This window comes from Candidatus Binataceae bacterium (assembly GCA_036495685.1).
Classification (GTDB): Bacteria; Desulfobacterota; Binatia; order Binatales; family Binataceae; genus JAFAHS01.
In genome coordinates this window covers 12,962-33,653 of record DASXMJ010000129.1, presented here as the reverse complement: position 1 = coordinate 33,653, position 20,692 = coordinate 12,962, and the positions used below count along the sequence as shown (strand labels likewise).

At 60.8% G+C, this 20,692-nt stretch carries 22 protein-coding genes; 10 read left to right on the top strand and 12 right to left on the bottom strand.

Features of this window, described 5'->3' with window-relative positions; translation table 11 throughout:
• Positions 1-4: 4 nt before the first annotated feature.
• Positions 5-841: a TauD/TfdA family dioxygenase gene (locus VGI36_12690; GenBank protein HEY2486004.1), complete on the top strand. Its 837-nt coding sequence runs from the start codon at positions 5-7 to the stop codon at positions 839-841.
• A gap of 95 nt (positions 842-936) precedes the next feature.
• Here the strand turns inward: VGI36_12690 and VGI36_12685 are convergent, their stop codons facing one another.
• A complete protein-coding gene (locus tag VGI36_12685; protein HEY2486003.1) occupies positions 937-1,452 on the bottom strand; it encodes a nuclear transport factor 2 family protein in 516 nt (171 codons plus the stop codon).
• Between the two features lie 293 nt (positions 1,453-1,745).
• On the opposite strand from VGI36_12685, the gene VGI36_12680 reads away from it, so the two are divergent.
• From VGI36_12680 to VGI36_12645, 8 genes are all read left to right on the top strand, one after another.
• Positions 1,746-2,114 carry a TfoX/Sxy family protein gene (locus VGI36_12680; GenBank protein HEY2486002.1) on the top strand — a complete coding sequence of 123 codons (369 nt, stop codon included), beginning with the start codon at positions 1,746-1,748 and terminating at the stop codon, positions 2,112-2,114.
• A 202-nt stretch (positions 2,115-2,316) separates the two neighbouring features.
• A complete protein-coding gene (locus VGI36_12675; protein HEY2486001.1) occupies positions 2,317-3,036 on the top strand; it encodes a thioredoxin family protein in 720 nt (239 codons plus the stop codon).
• A 195-nt stretch (positions 3,037-3,231) separates the two neighbouring features.
• Entirely contained in the window at positions 3,232-3,705 is a 474-nt protein-coding gene (locus VGI36_12670; protein HEY2486000.1) for an SRPBCC domain-containing protein, read from the top strand.
• Between the two features lie 326 nt (positions 3,706-4,031).
• A complete protein-coding gene (locus VGI36_12665) occupies positions 4,032-4,442 on the top strand; it encodes a VOC family protein (GenBank protein HEY2485999.1) in 411 nt (136 codons plus the stop codon).
• On the top strand, positions 4,426-4,917 hold the full coding sequence (locus VGI36_12660) for an SRPBCC domain-containing protein (GenBank protein HEY2485998.1): 492 nt from the start codon (positions 4,426-4,428) through the stop codon (positions 4,915-4,917). Before VGI36_12665 ends, VGI36_12660 begins: the two co-directional genes overlap by 17 nt.
• Before the next feature lie 23 nt (positions 4,918-4,940).
• Entirely contained in the window at positions 4,941-5,414 is a 474-nt protein-coding gene (locus VGI36_12655; protein ID HEY2485997.1) for an SRPBCC domain-containing protein, read from the top strand.
• 12 nt (positions 5,415-5,426) lie between these two features.
• Entirely contained in the window at positions 5,427-5,897 is a 471-nt protein-coding gene (locus VGI36_12650) for an SRPBCC domain-containing protein (GenBank protein ID HEY2485996.1), read from the top strand.
• A 297-nt stretch (positions 5,898-6,194) separates the two neighbouring features.
• A complete protein-coding gene (locus VGI36_12645) occupies positions 6,195-6,989 on the top strand; it encodes an SDR family NAD(P)-dependent oxidoreductase (protein ID HEY2485995.1) in 795 nt (264 codons plus the stop codon).
• 79 nt (positions 6,990-7,068) lie between these two features.
• Here VGI36_12645 and VGI36_12640 read toward each other — a convergent pair whose 3' ends face one another.
• Positions 7,069-7,584, bottom strand: a complete 516-nt coding sequence (locus VGI36_12640) for a hypothetical protein (GenBank protein HEY2485994.1) — start codon at positions 7,582-7,584, stop codon at positions 7,069-7,071.
• 152 nt (positions 7,585-7,736) lie between these two features.
• Here VGI36_12640 and VGI36_12635 point away from each other — a divergent pair, with 152 nt between their 5' ends.
• Positions 7,737-9,491 carry a DUF885 domain-containing protein gene (locus VGI36_12635; protein ID HEY2485993.1) on the top strand — a complete coding sequence of 585 codons (1,755 nt, stop codon included), beginning with the start codon at positions 7,737-7,739 and terminating at the stop codon, positions 9,489-9,491.
• 153 nt (positions 9,492-9,644) lie between these two features.
• On the opposite strand, the gene clpP is transcribed toward VGI36_12635, so the two are convergent.
• The 10 genes from clpP to mtaB all read right to left on the bottom strand — a co-directional run bounded on the left by clpP (position 9,645) and on the right by mtaB (position 20,692).
• A complete protein-coding gene (gene clpP / locus VGI36_12630) occupies positions 9,645-10,268 on the bottom strand; it encodes an ATP-dependent Clp endopeptidase proteolytic subunit ClpP (protein HEY2485992.1) in 624 nt (207 codons plus the stop codon).
• Between the two features lie 218 nt (positions 10,269-10,486).
• Positions 10,487-11,881, bottom strand: a complete 1,395-nt coding sequence (locus VGI36_12625; protein ID HEY2485991.1) for an amidase — start codon at positions 11,879-11,881, stop codon at positions 10,487-10,489.
• Between the two features lie 5 nt (positions 11,882-11,886).
• On the bottom strand, positions 11,887-12,291 hold the full coding sequence (locus VGI36_12620; GenBank protein HEY2485990.1) for a hypothetical protein: 405 nt from the start codon (positions 12,289-12,291) through the stop codon (positions 11,887-11,889).
• A 49-nt stretch (positions 12,292-12,340) separates the two neighbouring features.
• On the bottom strand, positions 12,341-12,781 hold the full coding sequence (locus tag VGI36_12615) for an AraC family transcriptional regulator (GenBank protein ID HEY2485989.1): 441 nt from the start codon (positions 12,779-12,781) through the stop codon (positions 12,341-12,343).
• A gap of 532 nt (positions 12,782-13,313) precedes the next feature.
• The gene (gene gltX, locus VGI36_12610) at positions 13,314-14,750 is read right to left on the bottom strand and encodes a glutamate--tRNA ligase (protein HEY2485988.1); all 1,437 of its coding nucleotides are present in this window, start codon (positions 14,748-14,750) and stop codon (positions 13,314-13,316) included.
• 3 nt (positions 14,751-14,753) lie between these two features.
• Positions 14,754-16,283 carry a glutamine-hydrolyzing GMP synthase gene (gene guaA / locus VGI36_12605; protein HEY2485987.1) on the bottom strand — a complete coding sequence of 510 codons (1,530 nt, stop codon included), beginning with the start codon at positions 16,281-16,283 and terminating at the stop codon, positions 14,754-14,756.
• Positions 16,284-16,353: 70 nt separating this feature from the next.
• Positions 16,354-17,793, bottom strand: a complete 1,440-nt coding sequence (gene der / locus VGI36_12600; GenBank protein ID HEY2485986.1) for a ribosome biogenesis GTPase Der — start codon at positions 17,791-17,793, stop codon at positions 16,354-16,356.
• Positions 17,790-18,686, bottom strand: coding sequence for a GTPase Era (gene era, locus VGI36_12595; GenBank protein ID HEY2485985.1), 897 nt, complete (start codon positions 18,684-18,686; stop codon positions 17,790-17,792). The genes der and era overlap by 4 nt, the downstream gene beginning before the upstream one ends.
• The gene (gene rnc, locus VGI36_12590; protein HEY2485984.1) at positions 18,670-19,422 is read right to left on the bottom strand and encodes a ribonuclease III; all 753 of its coding nucleotides are present in this window, start codon (positions 19,420-19,422) and stop codon (positions 18,670-18,672) included. The genes era and rnc overlap by 17 nt, the downstream gene beginning before the upstream one ends.
• Complete coding sequence (mtaB, locus tag VGI36_12585) at positions 19,358-20,692, bottom strand: tRNA (N(6)-L-threonylcarbamoyladenosine(37)-C(2))-methylthiotransferase MtaB (GenBank protein HEY2485983.1); 1,335 nt, start codon at positions 20,690-20,692, stop codon at positions 19,358-19,360. The genes rnc and mtaB overlap by 65 nt, the downstream gene beginning before the upstream one ends.

Genomic DNA, 20,692 nt, shown 5'->3' with positions numbered 1-20,692 from the left:
AGTCATGAGCACTGCGCAGGAGATCGCAGTTAAGAGGGTTGCCGGGGCGCTGGGCGCGGAAGTCGAGGGCGTTCATCTAGGACGCCTCGACGACGCGACTTTCGACGAGTTGCGGGCGGCGTTCCTCGAGCATCAGGTGCTGTTCTTTCGCGACCAGGAGATCACGCGCGACGAACACAAGAATTTCGGGCGTCGGTTCGGCACGCTGCAGATTCATCCTTTCCTGCAGCCGCTCAAAGACCAGGGTCATCCGGAGTTTGTGGTGCTGGAGAGCGATGCGCAGCATCCCTTTGTGGCAGAAGCATGGCACAGCGATGTTACCTTCGTGGACAACCCTCCGCTTGGCTCGGTTCTCAGGTGTATCACGGCACCGGAGTATGGCGGCGACACGATGTGGGCGAGCATGTACGCCGCTTACGAGGCCCTGTCCGACAAGATGCAGCATCTGCTCTCTGACCTGGTCGCGATTCACGATACAGCGCGGAGTTTCTCACGGCCTGACTACAAGACCGAGCACATCGGCGGCACTCAGGCGATGAAAGTGATTTCCACGGAGCACCCGGTAGTACGTACTCATCCGGAGACGGGGCGCAAGGGACTGTTCGTCAATCCGGTTTTCACCGCATCGATCAAGGGAATGAAGACGGCTGAGGGCGCCGCGTTGTTGTCATTTCTGTATCGACATATTGAGACGCCGGATTTCACCTGCCGTTTCCGATGGCAGCCGAACTCGATCGCGATGTGGGACAACCGCTGCACGCAGCATCGGGTGTGCGCGGACAACAAGACCGCGAACCGGAGGATGGAGCGGATAACGATCAACGGGGACCGGCCTTTTTAGGGACGCGCTAGGCGCCGCGGCAGCGCCATCCACCTACTTCCGGGTCATCGCGAGGTGAGCTCTGCTTCCGAGACTTACCGAGCGAACCATCCCTGCTACGGTTTCGACTGCAGGTCAGCTTTTCCGGTAGCCAGATCGACCGGCACGGAAATATGCTCGTGCGCGATTAGCCACTTGCCCTTGAAGTTCGCGTAGCCATCGGTGACTCGAAGGATGACGTCCATCTTGCCATTCTTCGTCGTGCAGGTGACATGCTGGATGCTGTGGCTGAAGGCAAAACCCTGGCCTCCCTGAACATGGAGGTCGCTGACTTCCCAACTAGGGGAATCGTTGCATTGCGCGAGAAACCCCTCCCAGTTCGCTTTGTACGCATCCCAGCCCGTGTATTGACGCGGCGGGATTAGATCGAACACGACCAGCTTTGGGCTGTTCATGTAGCATGCCATGATCTTGTCGATGTCTTTTGCCCGGATTGCGGCGGCAAGACGGTCGTGGAGCATCCGTATCTCCTGGTCAAAATCAGCCACCGCGGGCGCTTGCGCCCGCCATGCTACAACCACGAGTAGCGCGACGCTGGCAAGAGCGATTGCTTTTCCGATCCGCTTAGACATACGAAGTCCTCCCCGGTTGAAGGCCAATTAGCACTACGACAGGCGAAAACTCAACGCCGTAGAAGAGAGCCAAAAGAACCTATCTCTCTGAAGTCTCTATTCTTCAGTCGGCGCTTCGGCATTGGTTGGAGGAGCCGGGTCTGCTCGGCCCTTACCGCCCGCATACGATTCGTTTGGCCCGATGTATGGTTGGGGTCCCTATCTCGGGCAGGCAACTTTCTAGGTGTCAACGTATTGGCAAGCGCATATTCATTGGCGCAAACAAGATCCGCTCGCTATACAGGATATTCAATATGGAATTCCTCAAAGCGCCCGCAAGACTAGTCGAGACCTTCGGTGCAACCGCGCCGGGACCGCCGGCCGCACGGCGCAAGGTATTCGGGTATCCGACGGCATTCATCAACGGCAACATGTTTTTCGGCATCTTCGGAGAGAACATGTTTCTGCGCCTGCCGAAAGACCTGCAACAAAAGATGATCGAGAGCGGCGGGCGCGCGTTCCAACCTATGCCTGGACGTCCGATGCGTGAATACATCGTGCTGCCGGATTCGGTAGTTGGCGATCGTGGCGAGCTTAAAGGCTGGATCGCTAAGTCATTGGCCTACGCGAGAGAACTTCCAATCAAGGCCGCATCGAAGAAACCGCGGCGAAAGTCACGCTAATCGCGCCGCACCTGGAGTCGTGCCTCCAGCGCCATGCGGCGCTTGGGGTGTTCGACCTCGAGTCGGGCACCCGCGATTGCAATACATCCGTCTCAGTCCCGCCGGGTTAGAGTGCCCCTGCTTGACAGATGTCGGCTCGGACTGTATTTAACCATTTAGTTATTTAACCGGATCGTTTTACACGGCCCGCAAGGAGAAGCCAATGAACCAAGTCGTATCTCGCGAAAAATGGATCGACGCCCGTAAACAGCTCCTCGGCAAGGAGAAGGAGCTCACCAAGATGATCGATGAGCTCAATGCGCGACGGCGCGAGCTGCCCTGGGTCAAGGTCGACAAAGAATACGTCTTCGATACTCCCCGCGGAAAGCAGACCCTGTCAGAGCTATTTGAGGGCCGCAGCCAACTGGTCGTGTATCACTTTATGCTCGGGCCCGGGAGCAAGGCCGGATGCGTAGGCTGCTCGTTTTTTGCCGATCATGTCGACGGCCCCAACCTCCATCTGGCACATCACGACGTGACTTTCCTTGCGATCTCGCGCGCACCGCTGTCGGAAATACAAGCTTACAAGCAACGGATGGGATGGCGCTTCAACTGGGTTTCTTCCTTTGGCAGCGATTTCAACTACGACTACCACGTCTCGTTCAGCAAAGAGGATCTGGCCAAAGGCAAGGTCTACTACAACTTCGAGGTGACCGAATCCACGATGGAAGACCTGCACGGCAGCAGCGTGTTCTTCAAGGATAGCGACGGCACGGTCTATCATACTTACTCCTCATATGGCCGCGGCGACGAGCGCGGACTGGGCGCCTACATGTTTCTCGACGTAACGCCCAAGGGCCGCAACGAGACCGGACCAAACTTCAATTTGACCGACTGGGTCCGGCGTCATGACGAATACGGTGAAAGTCCCGCCAAGGCATGAAGCGAGGGCGCATCTCTGGGCAGAGGCATAAGACCGCGCCGTCCGCGCATCGCCGCGGACGGCGCGCTGCGCAACTCGCGTAGGAAACGAGTAGGGTTCGCCGGTTTCGGCGATGGCGCGGACACTGACTTTTGGGAGCAGAGCTTCGATCGTTTACAAGACTATCTTGGCAAGCTGGGGAAGGGAGTGTCACCCGTGCCAGACCATGCTGCGAATCGATTGGTGGAGCGGAAACTCAAAATCACTAGAGTGTTCGACGCGCCGCGGCGGGTCGTGTTCAAGGCTTGGACCGATCCGGAGCAGTTGGCGCGATGGTGGGGACCAAGGGGGTTCACCAACCCGCTGTGCGAGGTGGATGCGCGCCCGGGCGGTGCTATCCGGATCATCATGCGCGCGCCAGACGGAGTGAGCCACGAGATGAAGGGTGTTTTTCGAGAGATCAACGAGCCGGAGCGCCTGGTGTTCACGAACCGGGCTATCGGATCCCAGGGCGAGCCGCTGCTCGAGGGATTGACGACCGTGAGTTTCACGGAGCAGGAAGGCAAGACCACGATGACGCTGGAAACCAGCGCGGTTGCCTTGCTGCCAGAAGCTCGAGCGATGCTAAACGGAATGAACGATGGTTGGAATCAAAGCCTGGAGCGGCTGACAATGGTCTTGGGAGGGTGAAGGTCCCGGAGTCACGAGGCGAATGCTGGTAGGGCGGTTCGCACTGCGGTCGTGGGTATTGAATGTCCTAATCGACTTTGAGTCCGGTGGGCATCGGTTGGTACGGAGTGGCTTGGGTCAGAACGGTGGGTGCTTGCGCAAGTCAACAACCTAAACGGTTTTCAGCCTGGTCCGCCGTTGGCAAAAATGGGACTCGGACAGCGAGGTTGGTTGGCTGGACAAGATGGAAGCGGCCGGTTCGACTTGAGGCTTGCGCAGCTCTGGCTCAAGCCCACTTGGCCGCCAAATGAAGAAACCGGCTGTGTAGGGCCGGCAAGGAGTTATTCATGCGTTTGAATCCATATCTCACTTTCAACGGTAATTGCGCGGCCGCCTTCAAGTTCTACGAACGATGCCTGGGTGGAAAGATCGAGATGATGATGAGCCACGGCGACTCGCCGGCGGCGGCGCAGACGCCGTCGGGGTGGCGCGACAAGATCATGCATGCACGGCTGACGTTGGGCGACCTGGTCGTGATGGGCTCTGATGCCCCGCCCGAGATGTACGAGGAGCCCAAGGGATTTTCGGTATCGCTTAGTGTAGCGACACCTGCCGACGCGGAGCGTATCTTCAAAACACTGGCGGAGAACGGCAGCGTGAAAATGCCGCTGCAGCAAACGTTCTGGGCGGTGCGTTTCGGTACGGTAACCGATCAATTCGGCATTCCATGGATGGTGAACTGTGAACAAGCAGAGTGAGGATACGATTCAGCAAACAAGCGCAGCCGCTGCGAAGGGTCCTGAACTCTTGATCACACGGGTCTTCGATGCTCCCCGAACGCTCGTGTTCCAAGCGTGGACGGAGCCGCGACACCTGGTCCATTGGTGGGGCCCTCGCGGATTCAGCACGCCGGCGTGCGAAATGGATGCGCACGCAGGAGGTGCGTATCACTTCCGGATGCGAGCCTCTGACGGTCGCGAAGTCGTGTGGCAAGGCGTGTGCAGGGAGATCGTACCTCCCGAACGGCTGGTGTGGAGCTGCACCATCCGTGAGGCGAATGGCAATCTGATCAGCGCCGAAACGATTTTGACGGTGACGCTGGAGGAGCAGGCGGGTAAGACGACGATGACGCTACATCAGGCAGTGTTCGACAGCGTCGCAAACTGTGAGGCGCATCAGAGTGGGTGGAACGAGGCGATGAGTCGGTTCGCCGAATACCTGCCGAACGCGTAGCGGGAAAGCGGAGCAAGAGTGGGATGACTCCCGGCCCAGATGCCGCAGCTGATCTAGGGGAACTCGATCTGGTCATCACGCGAATCTTCGATGCGCCGCGTGAGTTGGTCTTCAGAATGTGGATTGAGCCGGAACATCTGGCGCGCTGGGGAGGTCCAAGGGGTCTCACCTTCACGATCATCAAGATGGATGCGAGGCCTGGTGGCGCGTATCGTTTCAAAATGACGGAGTTTAATGGTACCGAGCGATGGTCGCAGGGCATCTACCGCGAAATTGTCCCGCCCCAGCGGCTGGTGTTCACGACCGGATGGACCGACGCGGAGGGAAACCCGACCAGTCAGTACACGCTGTTAACGCTGACCTTCCAGGAGTACGAGGGCAAGACCAAGCTAACCCTCCATCAGACGGGGTTTGAATCGGTCCGTTTACGCGATTTGCATCGCGAAGGCTATCTCAGCACTCTGGAGCGGCTCGACGCCTATGTGGCGACGCTTTGAGCCGAAACGGATATGACGCCAGGGAATGGATCTGCAGCAGAACTGGAACAGCGCACGCTTCTTCTAGACCGTCTGTTCGACGCGCCGCGCGGTGTGGTGTTCAAAGCCTGGTCCGAGCCCGAGCACCTGATTCACTGGTGGGGACCGCGCGGGTTCACGAGTGACATCGAGAAAATGGAATTTCGGGTGGGTGGCGCTTATCGAATTCACATGCGTTCGCCCGAGGGCACCGATCATTGGTCACAGGGGGTCTATCGCGAGATTCTGCCGCCCGAGCGGTTGGTGATGGTGGGAAGTTGGGCGGATGCGCGGGGGACTCCTACGACGCCTGAAACGGTGCTGACCGTCACATTTGAGGAACGCGGTGCACAGACCCGGCTCACCCTGCACTCGGTGTTCGAGACGGTGACAGCGCGCGACGCTCATCGGGGTGGCTGGAGTAGTTCGCTCGACCGCTTGGTGGAATACCTGGCAGCCGCATAATGGTGAGTGCGAGTGAACCGGTCCGCACCGTCTTCCGAACTCCCATCGCGATAACACCACGCTCGTGCGGCGGCGGAGTGTCGCGCTGGTTAGGCTCTCCAGCCTCGACCTGCGGATTTCGGTGCCCGGGCGAGACGCTCGGTTAACAGACCCGGCCAGCGAACGGGATGTCTGCAGTCACGTCTCCTTCGTTCGCTGCGGGCAGACCTTTAGCTCTCCTTTCTGGACCGGCCAGGATACGCTTTCAAAACGGCTTCAGTTGTGACACCTCTCGGTCACTACGCTGAGGGTTATGCCATGTTGCTCAAAGACAAAGTCGCTCTTATTACGGGTGCTGGTTCGGGGATTGGGAGGGCAAGTGCGATTCGCTTTGCCCAGGAGGGCGCCAAAGTGATTGCGGCTGATTTGCGTCCTGAGTCCGCCGCCAACACCGCTGCCGAAATCGGCAACGCAGGCGGCACTGCGAAATCGCTGGCGGTCGATGTTCGTAGCGGTGTCGAGGTGGAGCGGATGGTCGACGAGACCGTACGCGCGTTCGGCCGCCTCGACATCCTGTTCAACAACGCTGGCGTTTATATTTCCAAGAACGTGGTGGATACCACTGAGGAGGAGTGGGATTGGGTGGTGGACGTGTGCCTCAAGGGTGTCTTCTTCGGCTGCAAGTACGCGATTCCCCATATGATTAAAGGCGGTGGCGGAGTAATCATCAACACCGCCAGCGGCGCGGGAATCGAGGGCGTGCCGCGGCTGGGCGCTTACCAGGCTGCGAAGGGTGGCGTGGTGATCATGTCGAAGGGGATCGCCCTGGACTTTGCGCGCGACAAGATTCGCTGTGTTTCGATCTGTCCGGGTGTGATCGAGACGCCGATCGCGGAGAACTGCAATCAGATTCCTGCGGGCGCCTCACCCGCGATGTGGTCGCGCAGCGGCATGATGCATCCACTTGGCCGCAACGGGAAGCCAGAGGAAGTGGCCGCTCTGGCCGCTTTCCTGGCCTCGGAGCAGGCCGGGTTCATCACCGGAGTCGCAGTACCGATCGATGGCGGCTTCAACGCCGGCGCGTGGATTCCCCCCGAGCTGAGGAATTCCTAGGTGCGGGCCGGTCACTGAAAAAACGGCCGAAAGCCCGCTGGCGGAGCTCCCGGCCGTCTTCGTAATAAAACTGGCAGGTTTACTGGCTCCCGCCCATCTTTCCGGCATCACCGGCCAGCGGCACCATCTGCGCGATATCGCATTGCACCATCGCGTGCAGCTTGTTGTCGATTTGAAAAAACCGGGTGGTCTTGATCTGCGAGATCACGCCGCGGAATTTCGGAATAAATTCCTTCTGAGTGTCGAGCCGGCCCTGCGCGATCGCAATAACTTCATCGAGCTTTGCCTTGGCGTCCGCATCGGTCAGGTTCTGGTATGCCTTCGCGAAAGCGCGCACCTCATCGGCGTGACGCATTTCGAGCGCGTCCATCTTGCCCTCGTACTGCTCGTACAGCGGCCAAAAGCCGTGCGCTTCCTGCTCGGAGAGCGCCATCGCCTGGCCGATCAGCGCCTTGCGATTCGCCTTGAGGGCCGCAAAATCAAGCTGCTTCTGCGACGGTGGAGCCGATTGTGCAATCGCGGGCGTGACGAGCCCGAAGGCCGCGACCACCAGCGCGGCGGCCATCGACCCGATGATCGGTTTTCTGAAACCCATTAGCAATCTCCTTTTGGACGTCGTGAAAACAGTCGCGCCGGATGCTGATTTATTCAGAGTCTGGAGTCAAGTCGAGGTGCGCTCTCGTCTCGGGGAGCCGAATACTTTATGTATTGGGCACCCGCGCGCAACAGGGTGTGAGAATGGTCCCGATGTACCGCAGAAACGGTCGCCCAACTGGTACGCGCCTCCTGGCGGTATGCCTTGGTTTGCTCCTGTCCATCGCATTCAACGGCGGCATTTGCGCCGAGACGCCAGCCTCGGGAGATGCTGCGTTCCGCGCCGCGGTCGATCATTTCATCGAATCCGAGCTGCGGATGTTCCCGGAGCGGGCAACCCAACTCGGCGACCATCGTTTCGACAACCGCGTCGACGATGTGTCCGCGCGCGGCATCGCCGAGGAGATACTGCATGCGACGGACTGGAAGGCGAAGCTGAGTAGGTTCAACTCCCCGGCGCTATCACCAGCAAACCGAGCCGATCGCGACTGGCTCATCGCGCGATGCGACGGCGAGCTTCTGTCGACGCAAGAACTTCGCACCTACCAACGCGACCCCGGGATGTATCTGCCAACCTCGGCGGTTTATTCGCTGATCAAGCGGAACTTCGCGCCGTTGGAAAACAGGATGGTATCGGTCACCGAACGCGAGCGCGCGGCGCTAAAAAACTTCGACTATGCGCGCACGAACCTGCGTCCCGAACGCGTCGCACCGGTCACCATCGATATCAATCTCGACCAGATGCCGGCGACCGTAGCGTTTTTTGAGAAGGAGTTGCCGGAGGCCTTCCGCGAGGTCCCGGACGGCCGCAACAAGAGCGCGTTTGAGGTGGCGAATCGACAAATCGTCGAGGCGCTCACCAAATACAGCGAGTGGCTGCAGAACGATCTTCGACCGCAGGCGGCGGGCGACTACGCGATCGGTGCGCAAGCGTACCGGCGAATGCTGGCCGATTCCGACATGGTCGAAATACCGCTCGACCGCCTCGAGGCGGTCGGCGTCGCGGAACTCGCGCGCCTGCAGGAGCAATTTCGCCAGACCGCCGGGGAACTTGATCCGAAAGCATCGCCCGCGGAGGCGGCCGCCGGGCTCGCCAAGCAGCACCCGCCCGCCGACCAGGTGATCGCTCAGGTGAGCGGCGGGCTCGCCGCGCTCCGCTCGTACGTGGTCGAGCACCACATCGCGACGATCCCATCGGAAGTGCCGCCAATCGTTGCCGAGACGCCGCCTTTCATGCGGGCAACAACCTTCGCTTCGATGGACTCCCCCGGGCCGCTCGAGAAATCGACCGAGGCGTACTTTTATGTGACCCTACCCGACCCTTCCTGGCCAGCACAGAAAACCGAGCAGCTGCTCGCTTTCTATGCGCCGCCGACCATTTCCGACACTTCCGTGCATGAGGTCTACCCGGGCCATTATGTTCAGTTCCTGAACAATCGCCTTAACTCGGACCCGGTCCGCACCATTTATCACTCGGGGGCTAACGGCGAAGGATGGGCATTGTACTGCGAGCAGATGATGCTCGACGAGGGACTGCACCGCGGCGACGCGCGCTACCGGCTTGCGCAGTTGCAGATGGCGCTGATGCGCGCATGTCGGTACCTGGTGGGTATCCGGATGCATACACGCGGGATGACCGTCGATGAAGCGGCGAACTTTTTTGAAAAGAATTCTTATCAGACTCCGCACAATGCGCGGGTGGAGGCGCTGCGCGGGACGGACGACCCCGGGTATCTGCGCTATCAGCTGGGAAAGTTGATGATTCTGAAACTCCGCGAGGATCTGAAGGAGAAAGAAGGACCCTCATTCGACCTTGGGCGTTTTCACAATGAATATCTGCGCCAGGGGGCGGTACCGGTGCCACTGATTCGGCGCGCGATGTTGGGTGATGAGGGAACGCTGTTATAGAAGAGGTTGTGGGCCTACCGTCACGCGACGGTGCCCTTTCGGCCTTCAAAAGCCCGGAAGCGAGAGATAGGGCGGAGGCTGCAGCGACCTCAGACGCCAAACTCGTGGCCACCTCCCCGCGGCAGGCGGGTTCAGCGTGAGGAAACAGCAGCGCTACTTTTCCTGGGATGTTCCCGGAAGCGGAACCTTGACGGTGCGACCCGCGAGGACTTCATCAATGAGACCGTACTCTACCGCTTCCGGTGCGGACATGAAGTAGTCGCGCTCGGTGTCTTTGGCGATCTGCTTTACCTGTTGGCCGCTGTGCTTGGCCAGAATCTCGTTGAGGACTTCGCGCAGGCGGAGCGCTTCCTTGGCGTAGATTTCCATATCGGTCGGCGGTCCTTCGAAACCGCCGGAGCCCTGATGAATCATGATTCTGCTGTGCGGCAATCCGTAGCGGCGCCCCTTGGCGCCAGCCGCCAGAAGGACCGCACCCATGCTGGCCGCCTGTCCGACGCACAGCGTGGAAACCGGCGGTTTTACAAATTGCATCGTGTCGTAGATCGCGAGGCCGGCGGTGACCGAGCCGCCAGGCGAATTGATGTACATGTTTATTTCGCGCTCGGGGTCTTCGGACTCCAGGAACAAGAGCTGCGCGGTTACCAGATTGGAGAGGTCGTCGTTGACCGGCCCGCCGAGGAAGACTATGCGGTCTTTGAGGAGGCGCGAGTAGATATCGTAGGAACGTTCGCCGCGGCCGGTCTGCTCAACAACGTATGGGACGAGAATACTCATAATTCGAAGGTACTCCGCGAATTCGCGCCGGTCGAGCGCGCCTGTGTTCGAACCGAAACACCTGCGGAACGCTGTAAGCTGCGGGTCTTGGACCTCAAACGGCGCAGCCGATTTTCGCATTGGCCGTTAAAAAACCCGCCGCTCAAAGAGGCGAGCGGCGTAGTCGTGAGCAACCTCTCGCTCCTGCGCTAATTGTCGGTGCGCGGAACGCAGATGGCTTAGATGGGTGGGGGGCTCAGCGGCCCGCGCATCGCCGCGTAGCAGGCAGCTACGCGCAACACCATTGGTTCGTCGAAAGGGCGTCCCACAATTTGCATCGAGGTTGGCAGTCCGTCGCTCGCAATCCCGGTCGGAATCGTAATAACCGGCTGCCCGGTCGCATCAAAGGGTTGGGTGAACCGAAGTTGGTTTCGATACCCAAGCTCTGCACTCGTCTCGTTGTCCATCTTAAGATAATCGCGAAACTTCAGCGCCGTCGTCGCAACGCCGGGACTAACCAAGACGTCATGATTCTGAAGCGTGCTCAGCGCCTCGGCCAGAATGCGCGCTCGCCCGCGCTGGGCCCTGAAATAGTCCAGCGCGGGTATCATCATACCCGTTTCAAGATTCAGACGAATCTCCTTGCCGTAGTCGTTGCGCCGCTCGCGCAGCCAGCGCTCGTGATAGTCGAGCGCTTCGACCCACGTGACCGTCGAATTGATAAGTGCTCCGAACTCCAGAGTCGGTATCGAAACTTGATCCACGTAAGCACCCGAACTCGCGAGTAGTCTTAGGGCGGCAGCAAATGCGCGGGATACCTCTTCTGATAGCCCGTCGGTAAGTTGACGAATTATCCCGACGCGAATTCCTCTCACCCCGCTTGCAAGCGTCGCCGTGAAGTCAGGCACCAGCTCTCGACTAGAAGTAGAGTCATTCTGATCGAAACCTGCGATGACATTCATCATGAAGGCGGCATCGCGCACGCTGCGAGTCATCGGGCCAACGTGATCCATCGTGTACGCGAGGGGAATCACGCCGAAGCGGCTCACCCGGCCATAGGTTGGCTTGAGCCCGACGCATCCGCATTGCGCCGCCGGTATCCTGATTGAGCCCGAGGTGTCAGTGCCGACGGCGGCGGCACACATCCCAGCAACCACCGCCGCCGCGGGCCCCGCACTCGAACCGCCCGGAAACCGCTCGGGATCATACGGATTACGGCACATCTTGAGCAGTCCCCCATAGGCAAATTCATTGAGATTCAACTTGCCGAGCAGAACCGCCCCTTGTGAGGCAAGCTTCGCCAAGGCGGTGGCGTCGAAATCAGGTCGAAAATCCGCAAGGACCTTCGAAGCACCGGTCGTAAGAACACCCTTGGTGTAGAGATTGTCCTTGAGTCCAAGCGGAACACCATGAAACGGTCCACGCCAGTTGCCGGCACCGATCTCGCGGTCCGCACGAGCCGCGTCAGCCCGCGCTCGCTCTTGCGTGACGGTGATATAGGACCCCAGCTGGCCATCGCGTTCTGAGATCCAATCGAGGTACGCTTCGGTTGCTTCGACCGATGAAATCTCGCGCGCTCGCAGCTTTGAAGAAAGCGTCGCAACCTCGAAGGTCAATACCTCTGGCAGTCCCAACGTCCTCATCCTCGCTTCCAGATAAGACGTTCTGCCTCGGCGCAGATCAGGCTGAAATCAAACGGAGGATCGATCGGAGCAATGTCACGCAAAGCAATTGATTGCCAAGTTCTTATCGTCGCCTCCGCGCTGCGCGCGATTGCGTCGCAGTCGGAATCTGGCATCTGGTAGTCGAAGAAGGCTCGTGCGACCCGTTCAACCACCTTGCCGGACAACTTCACTCGTTCGTCTCTGGGCGCGAGCACCGCGCCTCCCCTCACCTCCCCGGCAATTGCAGGTACCACACCCACGATGCCAGCAACGAGCGCGGATCCGCCGAGAAACGATGCCCGCAACAGCTCCCTGCGTCCGATTCCGGCGTGTACTCGCCGGCTGCGGGCCGCGACATCCCTCCCGCGAGTTATTCTCATCAGGAGGAACTTACCTCCGAGGCAAATCGCCTTATTGTAAAAAATTTCCTCAGCCCAAGGGCGGCAGGTGATCGAGCAAGGTGAACCCCGCAACGAGACTCTTCAGTTCCTTCATTGTACAGCCGGTGAAAGATTTAAACTCCCGGATCATGTGCGCCTGGTCGTAGTACCCGCAGTCCTGCGCGACACTCGCCCAGTTGATTCGATAGTCAGTACGCGACAGTCGCAGGACTCTATTGAAACGAACAGTCTTAGCCGTCGCTTTGGGTAGTACACCAATGTGCTCTCGGAATCCGGCGAGGAGCCGCTTGTGGCTCCAATCCAGATGATCGGCGAGCGAATCGATCGAGGTTAACCCTCCCGACCTGCGCAGCTCCCACCAGGCCCACAGGACGCCCGGTGCAGAGATACGAACTGCCGCAAGGCGCTCAGCTAACACCGAGTCCATGAGGTCGAACAGATCGATTAAAAAGCTGGTCCATTGCGACATCAAAGAGCAGGCGTGCGCCCGGGGGCGTAAGTCTCACAACCAAAAGGTGCTTGGCCCCGGCGCTCCTTGTAACAAACGGCTGATCGTGAACCCCCATAGCTGCGACGCTGCGAAATTTCAGCGTGCCGCTCTGAGCCCCGGATCCGATTACGTCATGCGGAGTTCCGAGGTTGACCACCAATGCGGCCTCACCCGACGGTAGATGCCGCTCGCGGGTGAGGCGCATGGTACTCCGCAGACCAACGTATCCGATCACGTAGTCGCGGAGTTGAGAATGGGGCCCGCGGCTGGCCATTTCCCAACGTCCGAAGTCGCACTCCTGACGCGTGATGCGTAGCAAATCACGCCGGTACGATTGAAATTCGACGGACACGTCATGGCCCCTAAGCGCAATCGGTTCGATTTCCGAGCGGCAGTGTGCCCGACGACGAATATCTCACAATTCGGGCCAAATGCGCCTTGAAGATCGCGCCGACCGTGTGACGCCACTGCTACGCCGCCCAACATCGCAGCAGTAGTGCGGCAAGGAATTTTACGAAATATGAGTCAGGGCCGCGCGCAGCCGGCTTACGGTGCGCGGCTTGCCGAGAACCGCGATCACCTCGTAGATGCCCGGGCTTACTGTTCCACCAGTCAGGGCTACGCGGACGGGTTGGGCGAGCTGGCCCAGTTTCATGTTGTAGCGGGTCAGGACGTGCTCGAAGCTGGATGCTACCGTCTGCTCCGAAAAGGTGCCGGTGATTGCGTCGATCTGATCCGTCAGCTGGCTCAACGGCTCTTTAATGTCCGGCCTCAGGAATTTCGCGGCTGCCTTGGGGTCGATGTCGATTTGCTCTTTCAGATAGAAGCCCGCGAAGTCGACTAGCTCTACCAGGGTCTTTGCGCGCTCGCGCAGCGTCGCGACCATCTTCTGCAGCCAATCGTCATCGCCGGGGACCGTAAGTCCGCGCTGTGCGATGAATGGTCTGACCTCGGCGGCGAGCTGGGCCAGAGGCCTTTCTTTCAGATAGTGAAAGTTGAGCCACAGGAGCTTGTCGGGATTGAAGACGCCGGGCGATTTGCCGCAGCCGGCGAAATCGAAGAACTCGACCAATTCGGACTTGGAGAAAATCTCCTGATCACCGTGCGACCATCCCAGACGCGCCAGGTAATTGAGCACCGCCTCGGGGAAAAAACCGCCTTCCCGATAGGCGCGCACGGAGGTGGCGCCGTGACGTTTCGAGAGCGGAGCGCCGTCCGCGCCGAGAACCTGCGGCATGTGGGCGAATGCCGGGGGCGTGAACCCGAGCGCGTACGCCATTTGCATCTGGCGCGGGGTATTGGGGACGTGATCATCGCCCCGCACGACGTGGGTGATGCGAAAGTCGATGTCGTCGACGATCGATGCGAAGTTGTAAACCGGGCTGCCGTCGGAGCGAACGATAATCAAGTCATCGAGGTCGGTGTTCTCGAAAACCAGCCTCCCTTTGACGAGGTCGTCCACCACGGTCTGGCCGGCTTCGGGCATCGCGAATCTGATCGTGTAGTTGCGCCCCGCCGAACGGTCCGGCAGCGACAGATCCGCGGGAAAATCGCGCCCGCGGCACTTCCGGTCGTAAATCGGCCGGCGCTTCTCTTTTTCCGCAGCCTTACGCTTGGCGTCCAGCTCTTCGGCGCTGCAGTAGCAAGGATACGCTTTTCGCTCGCGCAGCAGCTGCAACGCGCATTCGAGATGGCGTGCGATCCGGTTGGTCTGGAAATATCCGGGGTCGGGCGGCCCCTCGTCCCATTCCATCGCGAGCCACTTCAGGTCGGTCAGGATTTCATTCAAGGAGTCCTCGGTCGAGCGTTCGCGATCAGTGTCATCGATCCGGAGGATGAAGTTGCCGCCGTCGTGCCTGGCGAACAGGTAGGCGAACAAGCCGGAGCGAACGTTACCGATGTGCAGCGAGCCGGTGGGACTCGGAGCGAAGCGCGTGCGAACCGTCACTAGCTACTCCCATTCTATCGTGGCAGGTGGCTTGGACGTGATGTCGTACACGACCCGATTGACACCCTTGGTTTCGTTGGTAATCCGCGAGGAAAGGCGGGCCAGCAAGGCGGGAGGGAGCCGCGCCCAATCGGCCGTCATGCCATCCTGGGATTCGACCGCGCGGATTGCGATGGTGCTTTCGTAGCTGCGCCCATCTCCCATCACACCCACGCTCTTGAGGGGCAGCAGTACCGCGAATGCCTGCCACAGCTTGGGACCGAAGCCATCGCGCGAGATTTCTTCCATGACGATCGCATCGGCGCGGCGCAAGAGATCGAGCCGCTCCCGAGTCACCTCGCCGACGATGCGCACAGCGAGACCGGGGCCGGGGAACGGTTCGCGGTCGACGACTTCGGACGGCAACCCCAGCTCGCGTCCGAGCGCACGAACTTCGTCCTTGAAGAGCAGGCGCAGCGGCTCGATGAGTTCCAGCTTCATCCGCTCCGGCAAACCGCCAACATTGTGATGGCTCTTAATGACCGCGGACGGCCCCTTAAACGAGACCGATTCGATGACGTCGGGATAGAGCGTGCCCTGCCCCAGGAATCGCGCACCGCCGACTACTTCTTCGGACTCGAAAACATCGATAAAGGCGGCGCCGATAATCTTGCGCTTGGTCTCGGGGTCGAGCACCCCGGCGAGTCGCTCCAGAAAGAGAGCGGAAGCGTCAATAACCTTGAGGTCCACTCCGCGCTGACGCGCAAAGATCCGTTCCATGCGCTCGCGCTCGCCGGCGCGCGACAACCCGGTATCAACAAAAACACATTTGAGGCGGGCGCCGACGGCGCGATATATGAGAGCCGCCGCCACTGCGGAATCGACCCCGCCGGAGAGCGCCATCAGCACTCGATCGGTGGCACCGACCTGCGCGCGGATCTGGGCGGCCTTGGTTTGGACGAAATTCGCCATCGTCCAGTCGCCTGCTTCGCCGCAAATCTTGAACACGAAATTGCGCAACACCTGCGCTCCGCATGGCGTGTGAACAACTTCGGGATGAAACTGAATCGCCCGCATGCGGCCGTCACGGGTGCGGAATGCGGCAAACGGCGAATGGCCGCTGTGAGCGATGGGCTGCAACGAATCTGGCAGCGCCTCGACGCGATCGCCGTGACTCATCCAAACCCGATGCTCTTTCCCGGCCAGACCCTCGAACAGCAGGTCGGGCTCATCGATTGTCAGCGTCGCAGGACCATACTCGCGCGCTCGCGAGCTGACGCTCTTGGCGCCGAGGTGCTGCGCGATGATGTAAAGGCCATAGCAGATGCCGAGCACCGGGCACCCGAGCCGCAGCACCTCGTCGGAAATGTCCGGCGCGTCCTCGTCATAGGTGCTGGACGGGCCCCCGGAAAGGATGATTCCGAGCGGCTTAAGCGCGCGGATCCTCTCGACTGCGAAATTGAACGGGTGAATTTCGCAATACACGTGGGCCTCGCGTACACGCCGCGCGATGAGCTGCGTGTACTGGCTGCCGAAATCAAGAATCAGGATCATTTCCCTTGAGGATTTAATATAGCGGAGGGTTTCGTGCGTACGAAATCCGACGCCCGGAGAGTTTCCACAATCATCGTCGCCGCGCGCGCGCTTGCGGCGTGCGGCTGGTCGCGCCGCGCGGCCCCACGAAAGTTCGCCCGGTCTTGTGGAACTCCAGGCGCAAAGGCGTACCGACGAGCTTAAGGGCGTTGCGATAGCGCGTCTCCAGGAAGCGCACGTAATGCGCAGGAATATCGCGCGCCAGGTTGGAGAAGAAGCGCAAGCGGGGCGGTGCGCTGGCGGTCTGCGTCACGTACATCAGGTTGAGGCGACGGCCCGCGACCAGCGGCGGATCCATCGCGGCGACCGACTCGGCCAGAATTCGGTTCAGCAAGGCAGTTTGAAACGCCGCGCGCCACGAATCTCCCGCTTTGGTTGCCGCGGGCACGATTTCGCCCACTCCGTCACCGGTCACCGCCGAGGTAAACACCATGGTCGCGAAGGTCAGAAAGGGAAACCGCGCGTGTGCCGCACGGACATACCCCGGAATGGTGCGCTCCTGCCTCGCCGCCGCATCCCACTTGTTGCACACGATGACCATCGCGCGATCGCTGCTGTCGACCAGGCGCGCCAGGCGCGCGTCCTGATCGGTGATTCCTTCGCTCGCATCAACAACCAGTAGGACAACGTCGGCGCGGCGAATGGTCTCGATCGCACGCCCCACCGAGTAGCGCTCTAAGTCACCCTCGACGCGGGTGGGTCGGCGAATACCGGCCGTATCAATCAACAGCACCTCGCGACCATGCGCGGTAAGGCGCACATCGACCGGGTCGCGCGTGGTCCCGGGAGCTGAGTCAACCAAGGCGCGCTCGAAACCGGAGAGCCGGTTGAGCAGCGACGACTTTCCGACGTTCGGGCGTCCGATCAGCGCGAGTTTCAAATCGGGCAGCAACGCCGGTGCGGTCGCGGCGGTCGGGAGCCGCATGACGATCTCGTCGAGGAGCGTTTCGACGCCCAACCCATGTGTGGCGGAGAGCGGGATGAGGCGTGGTGCGCCGCTTGCGTAAAATTCGCCGAGCCTGCTCTCCTGTCCGCTGGAATCGATCTTGTTGACGATGGTGACGAGCGGACACCCGGTTTCGCGGACCAGGGTGAACGCTTCTTTGTCGGATTCACTTAGGCCCAAGCGACCATCGAATACGAAGACCACGACGTCGGCAGCGCCCACCGCCGCGAGCGCCTCGGCCACGACCCGCTCGGACATCTGCTGGCGCCCGCCGAGTTCGAGACCACCGCTATCGATCACTGCGAATTCGCGGCCCGCATGCGAAGCACGAGCGAAATTGAGATCGCGGGTGGTGCCGGGAATCGGGCTGGTAATGGCCCGTGCACCCTTGACGACGCGGTTGAAGAGCGAGGACTTCCCGGCGTTTGCGCGTCCCACCAACACCACGGTTGGCAAGCCGGCGGCCAACGCCCGTGCGGCGCGCGGTTCCCGGTCCGCGGACCTGGCTGGGCGGGGACGACTCATGTGCCGTACTCTGCGACTCGCCGCGGATCCCGAGTCCAGCCGGGTTCGACCTTGACCACCATCGTGAGGAAAACCCGGGTCGCGAAGATATTCTCCAGCTCGAGTCGCGCCGCAGTTCCGATTTGTTTCAGGGTGCGACCGCGGGCGCCAATCAGCATGGCCTTGTGCGAATCGCGTTCAACGATAACCAGCACCGATATGCTCTTCAACCTGCGCTCGGGCTGGTCGTCGAATTTCTCCACCCGCACCGCCGTGGAAAATGGAATTTCCTGGCGCATCGCGAGAAAGATCTTCTCGCGCACCAACTCCTCCGCGATCATTCGTTCGCTCTGATCGGTATATTGGTCCTCGGGCATCAGCGCCGGACCGACCGGAAGCATTTGCTTGACGGTCCCAATCAGTTCCTCGACATTATCGCCCCGAAGCGCGCTCACCGGGACAATCTCAGCGTTGGGAAAATCACCGTGCAGCTCTTCGATAAGCGGCAGCAAGTGGGGCCGGGGCAGCAGATCGAGCTTATTGATCACGATGATCAGCCGAGCCTTCAGCGTGGCCAGCTGCTGAAGCACCGCACGGTCCGCGGGATCGATCGATTCGCCTGCCGCGATAACGCCCAGCACCACCTGCCCCTCGGTCAGAGCGCGGCGGGCGACCTCGACCATCCTGCGGTTGAGTTCCTTGCTCGAATCGTGAATTCCCGGGGTGTCAACGAGCAACAGCTGCGCGTCAGGATCGGTGCGGATACCGATAATGCGCCGGCGCGTGGTCTGCGGGCGCGGCGTGACGATCGCAACCTTCTGGCCGACCAGGCGGTTCAGCAGCGTGGATTTGCCGACGTTGGAACGCCCCCCCAGAACCACAAATCCCGCGCGATGTTCAAGCGCGTCGGCCACGAATCTCCTGCCCTATTTGATCAAGCGCCTCGCGCGCGGCGGCCTGCTCGCTCTGCTTTTTGCTCCCGCCGGTGCCGTTACCGAATTCGCGTCCGGCGATTCGGATGCGGGTGGTGAAGCGCTTGGCATGATCGGGGCCTTCGGCCGACACCAGCTCATAGATCGGTTGGGTTCGAAACCGACGATACGCGAGCTCCTGGAGTTCGGTTTTGTAGTCGCGTTCTGCTGCGGGCCCGCCGATGTCGCCGGTGAACAGAAACTCCACTACCCGTTGCGCCGGTCCGATTCCGCCGTCCGTGTAAATCGCGCCGATGAGCGCTTCGAACGCGGCGGCCAGGATTGAAACCTTGTGGCGTCCCCCACTCTTTTCCTCCCCCTTACCGAAGCGCAGCATGTCTCCGATGTCCAGGGCTTGCGCTTTGAGAGCCAAGGTACGCGCATTGACGATGGAAGCGCGCAGCTTGGAGAGGGGACCTTCCTTGGCGGTCGGAAACTGGCGCATCAGCAGGTCGGCGATTGCGAGATCCAGGACCGCGTCACCGAGGAATTCCAGGCGCTCGTAGTGCGCATCCGAGCCGAGGACCGCGCTCGGGTGCGTCAACGCAACTTCCAGCAAGTCCGGCTGGGAAAACGAATAGCCAATCGTGCGCTCAAGCCGCGAACGGACACTCTCAGGCGGGGCCTTGAGCGTCGGTCCGGGGGTTCGCGCGTCGCTCCGCCCGAACAATCTGGCCAACCAATTGAGCGCCTTCGACAAGCGATGCCTGTACCTCGACTTCGTGATTTGTCAGGTCGTCGGGGCCCGTGGTCAAGACCCGCACGTAGTTGCGGCTGTAACCGGAGAGCATCCCGCTCCCGGTTCGCTCTTCAAGTAACACATTAAGTCTGGTCCCGCAAAAGCGCGCCGCGAACCGTGCCCGCTTTGCGTCGCCCAGCCGGCGCAGCACCGCGGCCCGGCGTTTGATCTCGGCAGGGGGGACGTGCTCCGCCAGCTTCGCTGCCGAGGTATTGGCCCGCACCGAGTACGGGAACACGTGGAGATAGGCGAGCGGGAGCGATTCGACGAACTCGCAGCCTGCGTCGAAATGGCGCGCGCTTTCGCCCGGGAACCCGGCGATCAGGTCGGTTCCGATGGCGGCATCCGGCAGCGCGGCGAGCACCCGCTCCACCCGCTCACGATAGTAGTTGCGATCGTAACGCCGACGCATCGCGGTGAGGATCGGATCCGCCGCGGATTGCAGCGGCAAGTGAAAATGCGGGCAGAATTTACGATTGCGCGCGACGAGCTCGATAATTTCGTCACTCAGCTCTTCGGGATCCAGCGAGCTGATGCGAAGCCGACCGATGGGAGATCGCTCGGCCAGCATCTCGAGCAGTTCGGCCAGACTGACCCGCGGCACCAAGTCCTTGCCGTAGCCGCCGAGATGCACCCCCGAGAGGGTGACCTCCTTGAAGCCACGCGCGGCGAGCTCGTCGATGGCGGCGACTACCCGGCGCGGTTCGACGCTGCGGGAGGTGCCGCGCGAGATCGGTATGATACAGAAGCTGCAGAACTGATCACATCCTTCCTGCAGCTTCAAGAAGGCACGGGTTTGCCCGGAGAGCGCGACCGCGCCGACTTCGATAGGAGCGCGCGCCTTGCGCAAGTTGGTGACCATCACGCGCGCACCGGTCTCCGCAATCACCGCACGTTCGAGATCGTCCAGTCGCCCCAGACCGACCACCGCATCGACTTCGCGCCGGCCGGCGAGCGCGTGAGGATTCGCCTGCGCAAAGCATCCGGTCATCACTACCTTGGCCTTGGGGTTGCGGCGCTTGGCCCGTCGCGCCAGCTTGAGACATTCCGAGTCGGCGCGATCGGTCACGGTGCAGGTGTTGATGACGTAGACGTCGACGGCTTCGCCGAAATCACCGCGTTCCAATCCGCGCGCGGCGAGGCGCGACTCGATAATCGCGGAGTCGTAGTGATTGACCTTGCAGCCCAGGGTGGCGAGTGCGAAGCGCAT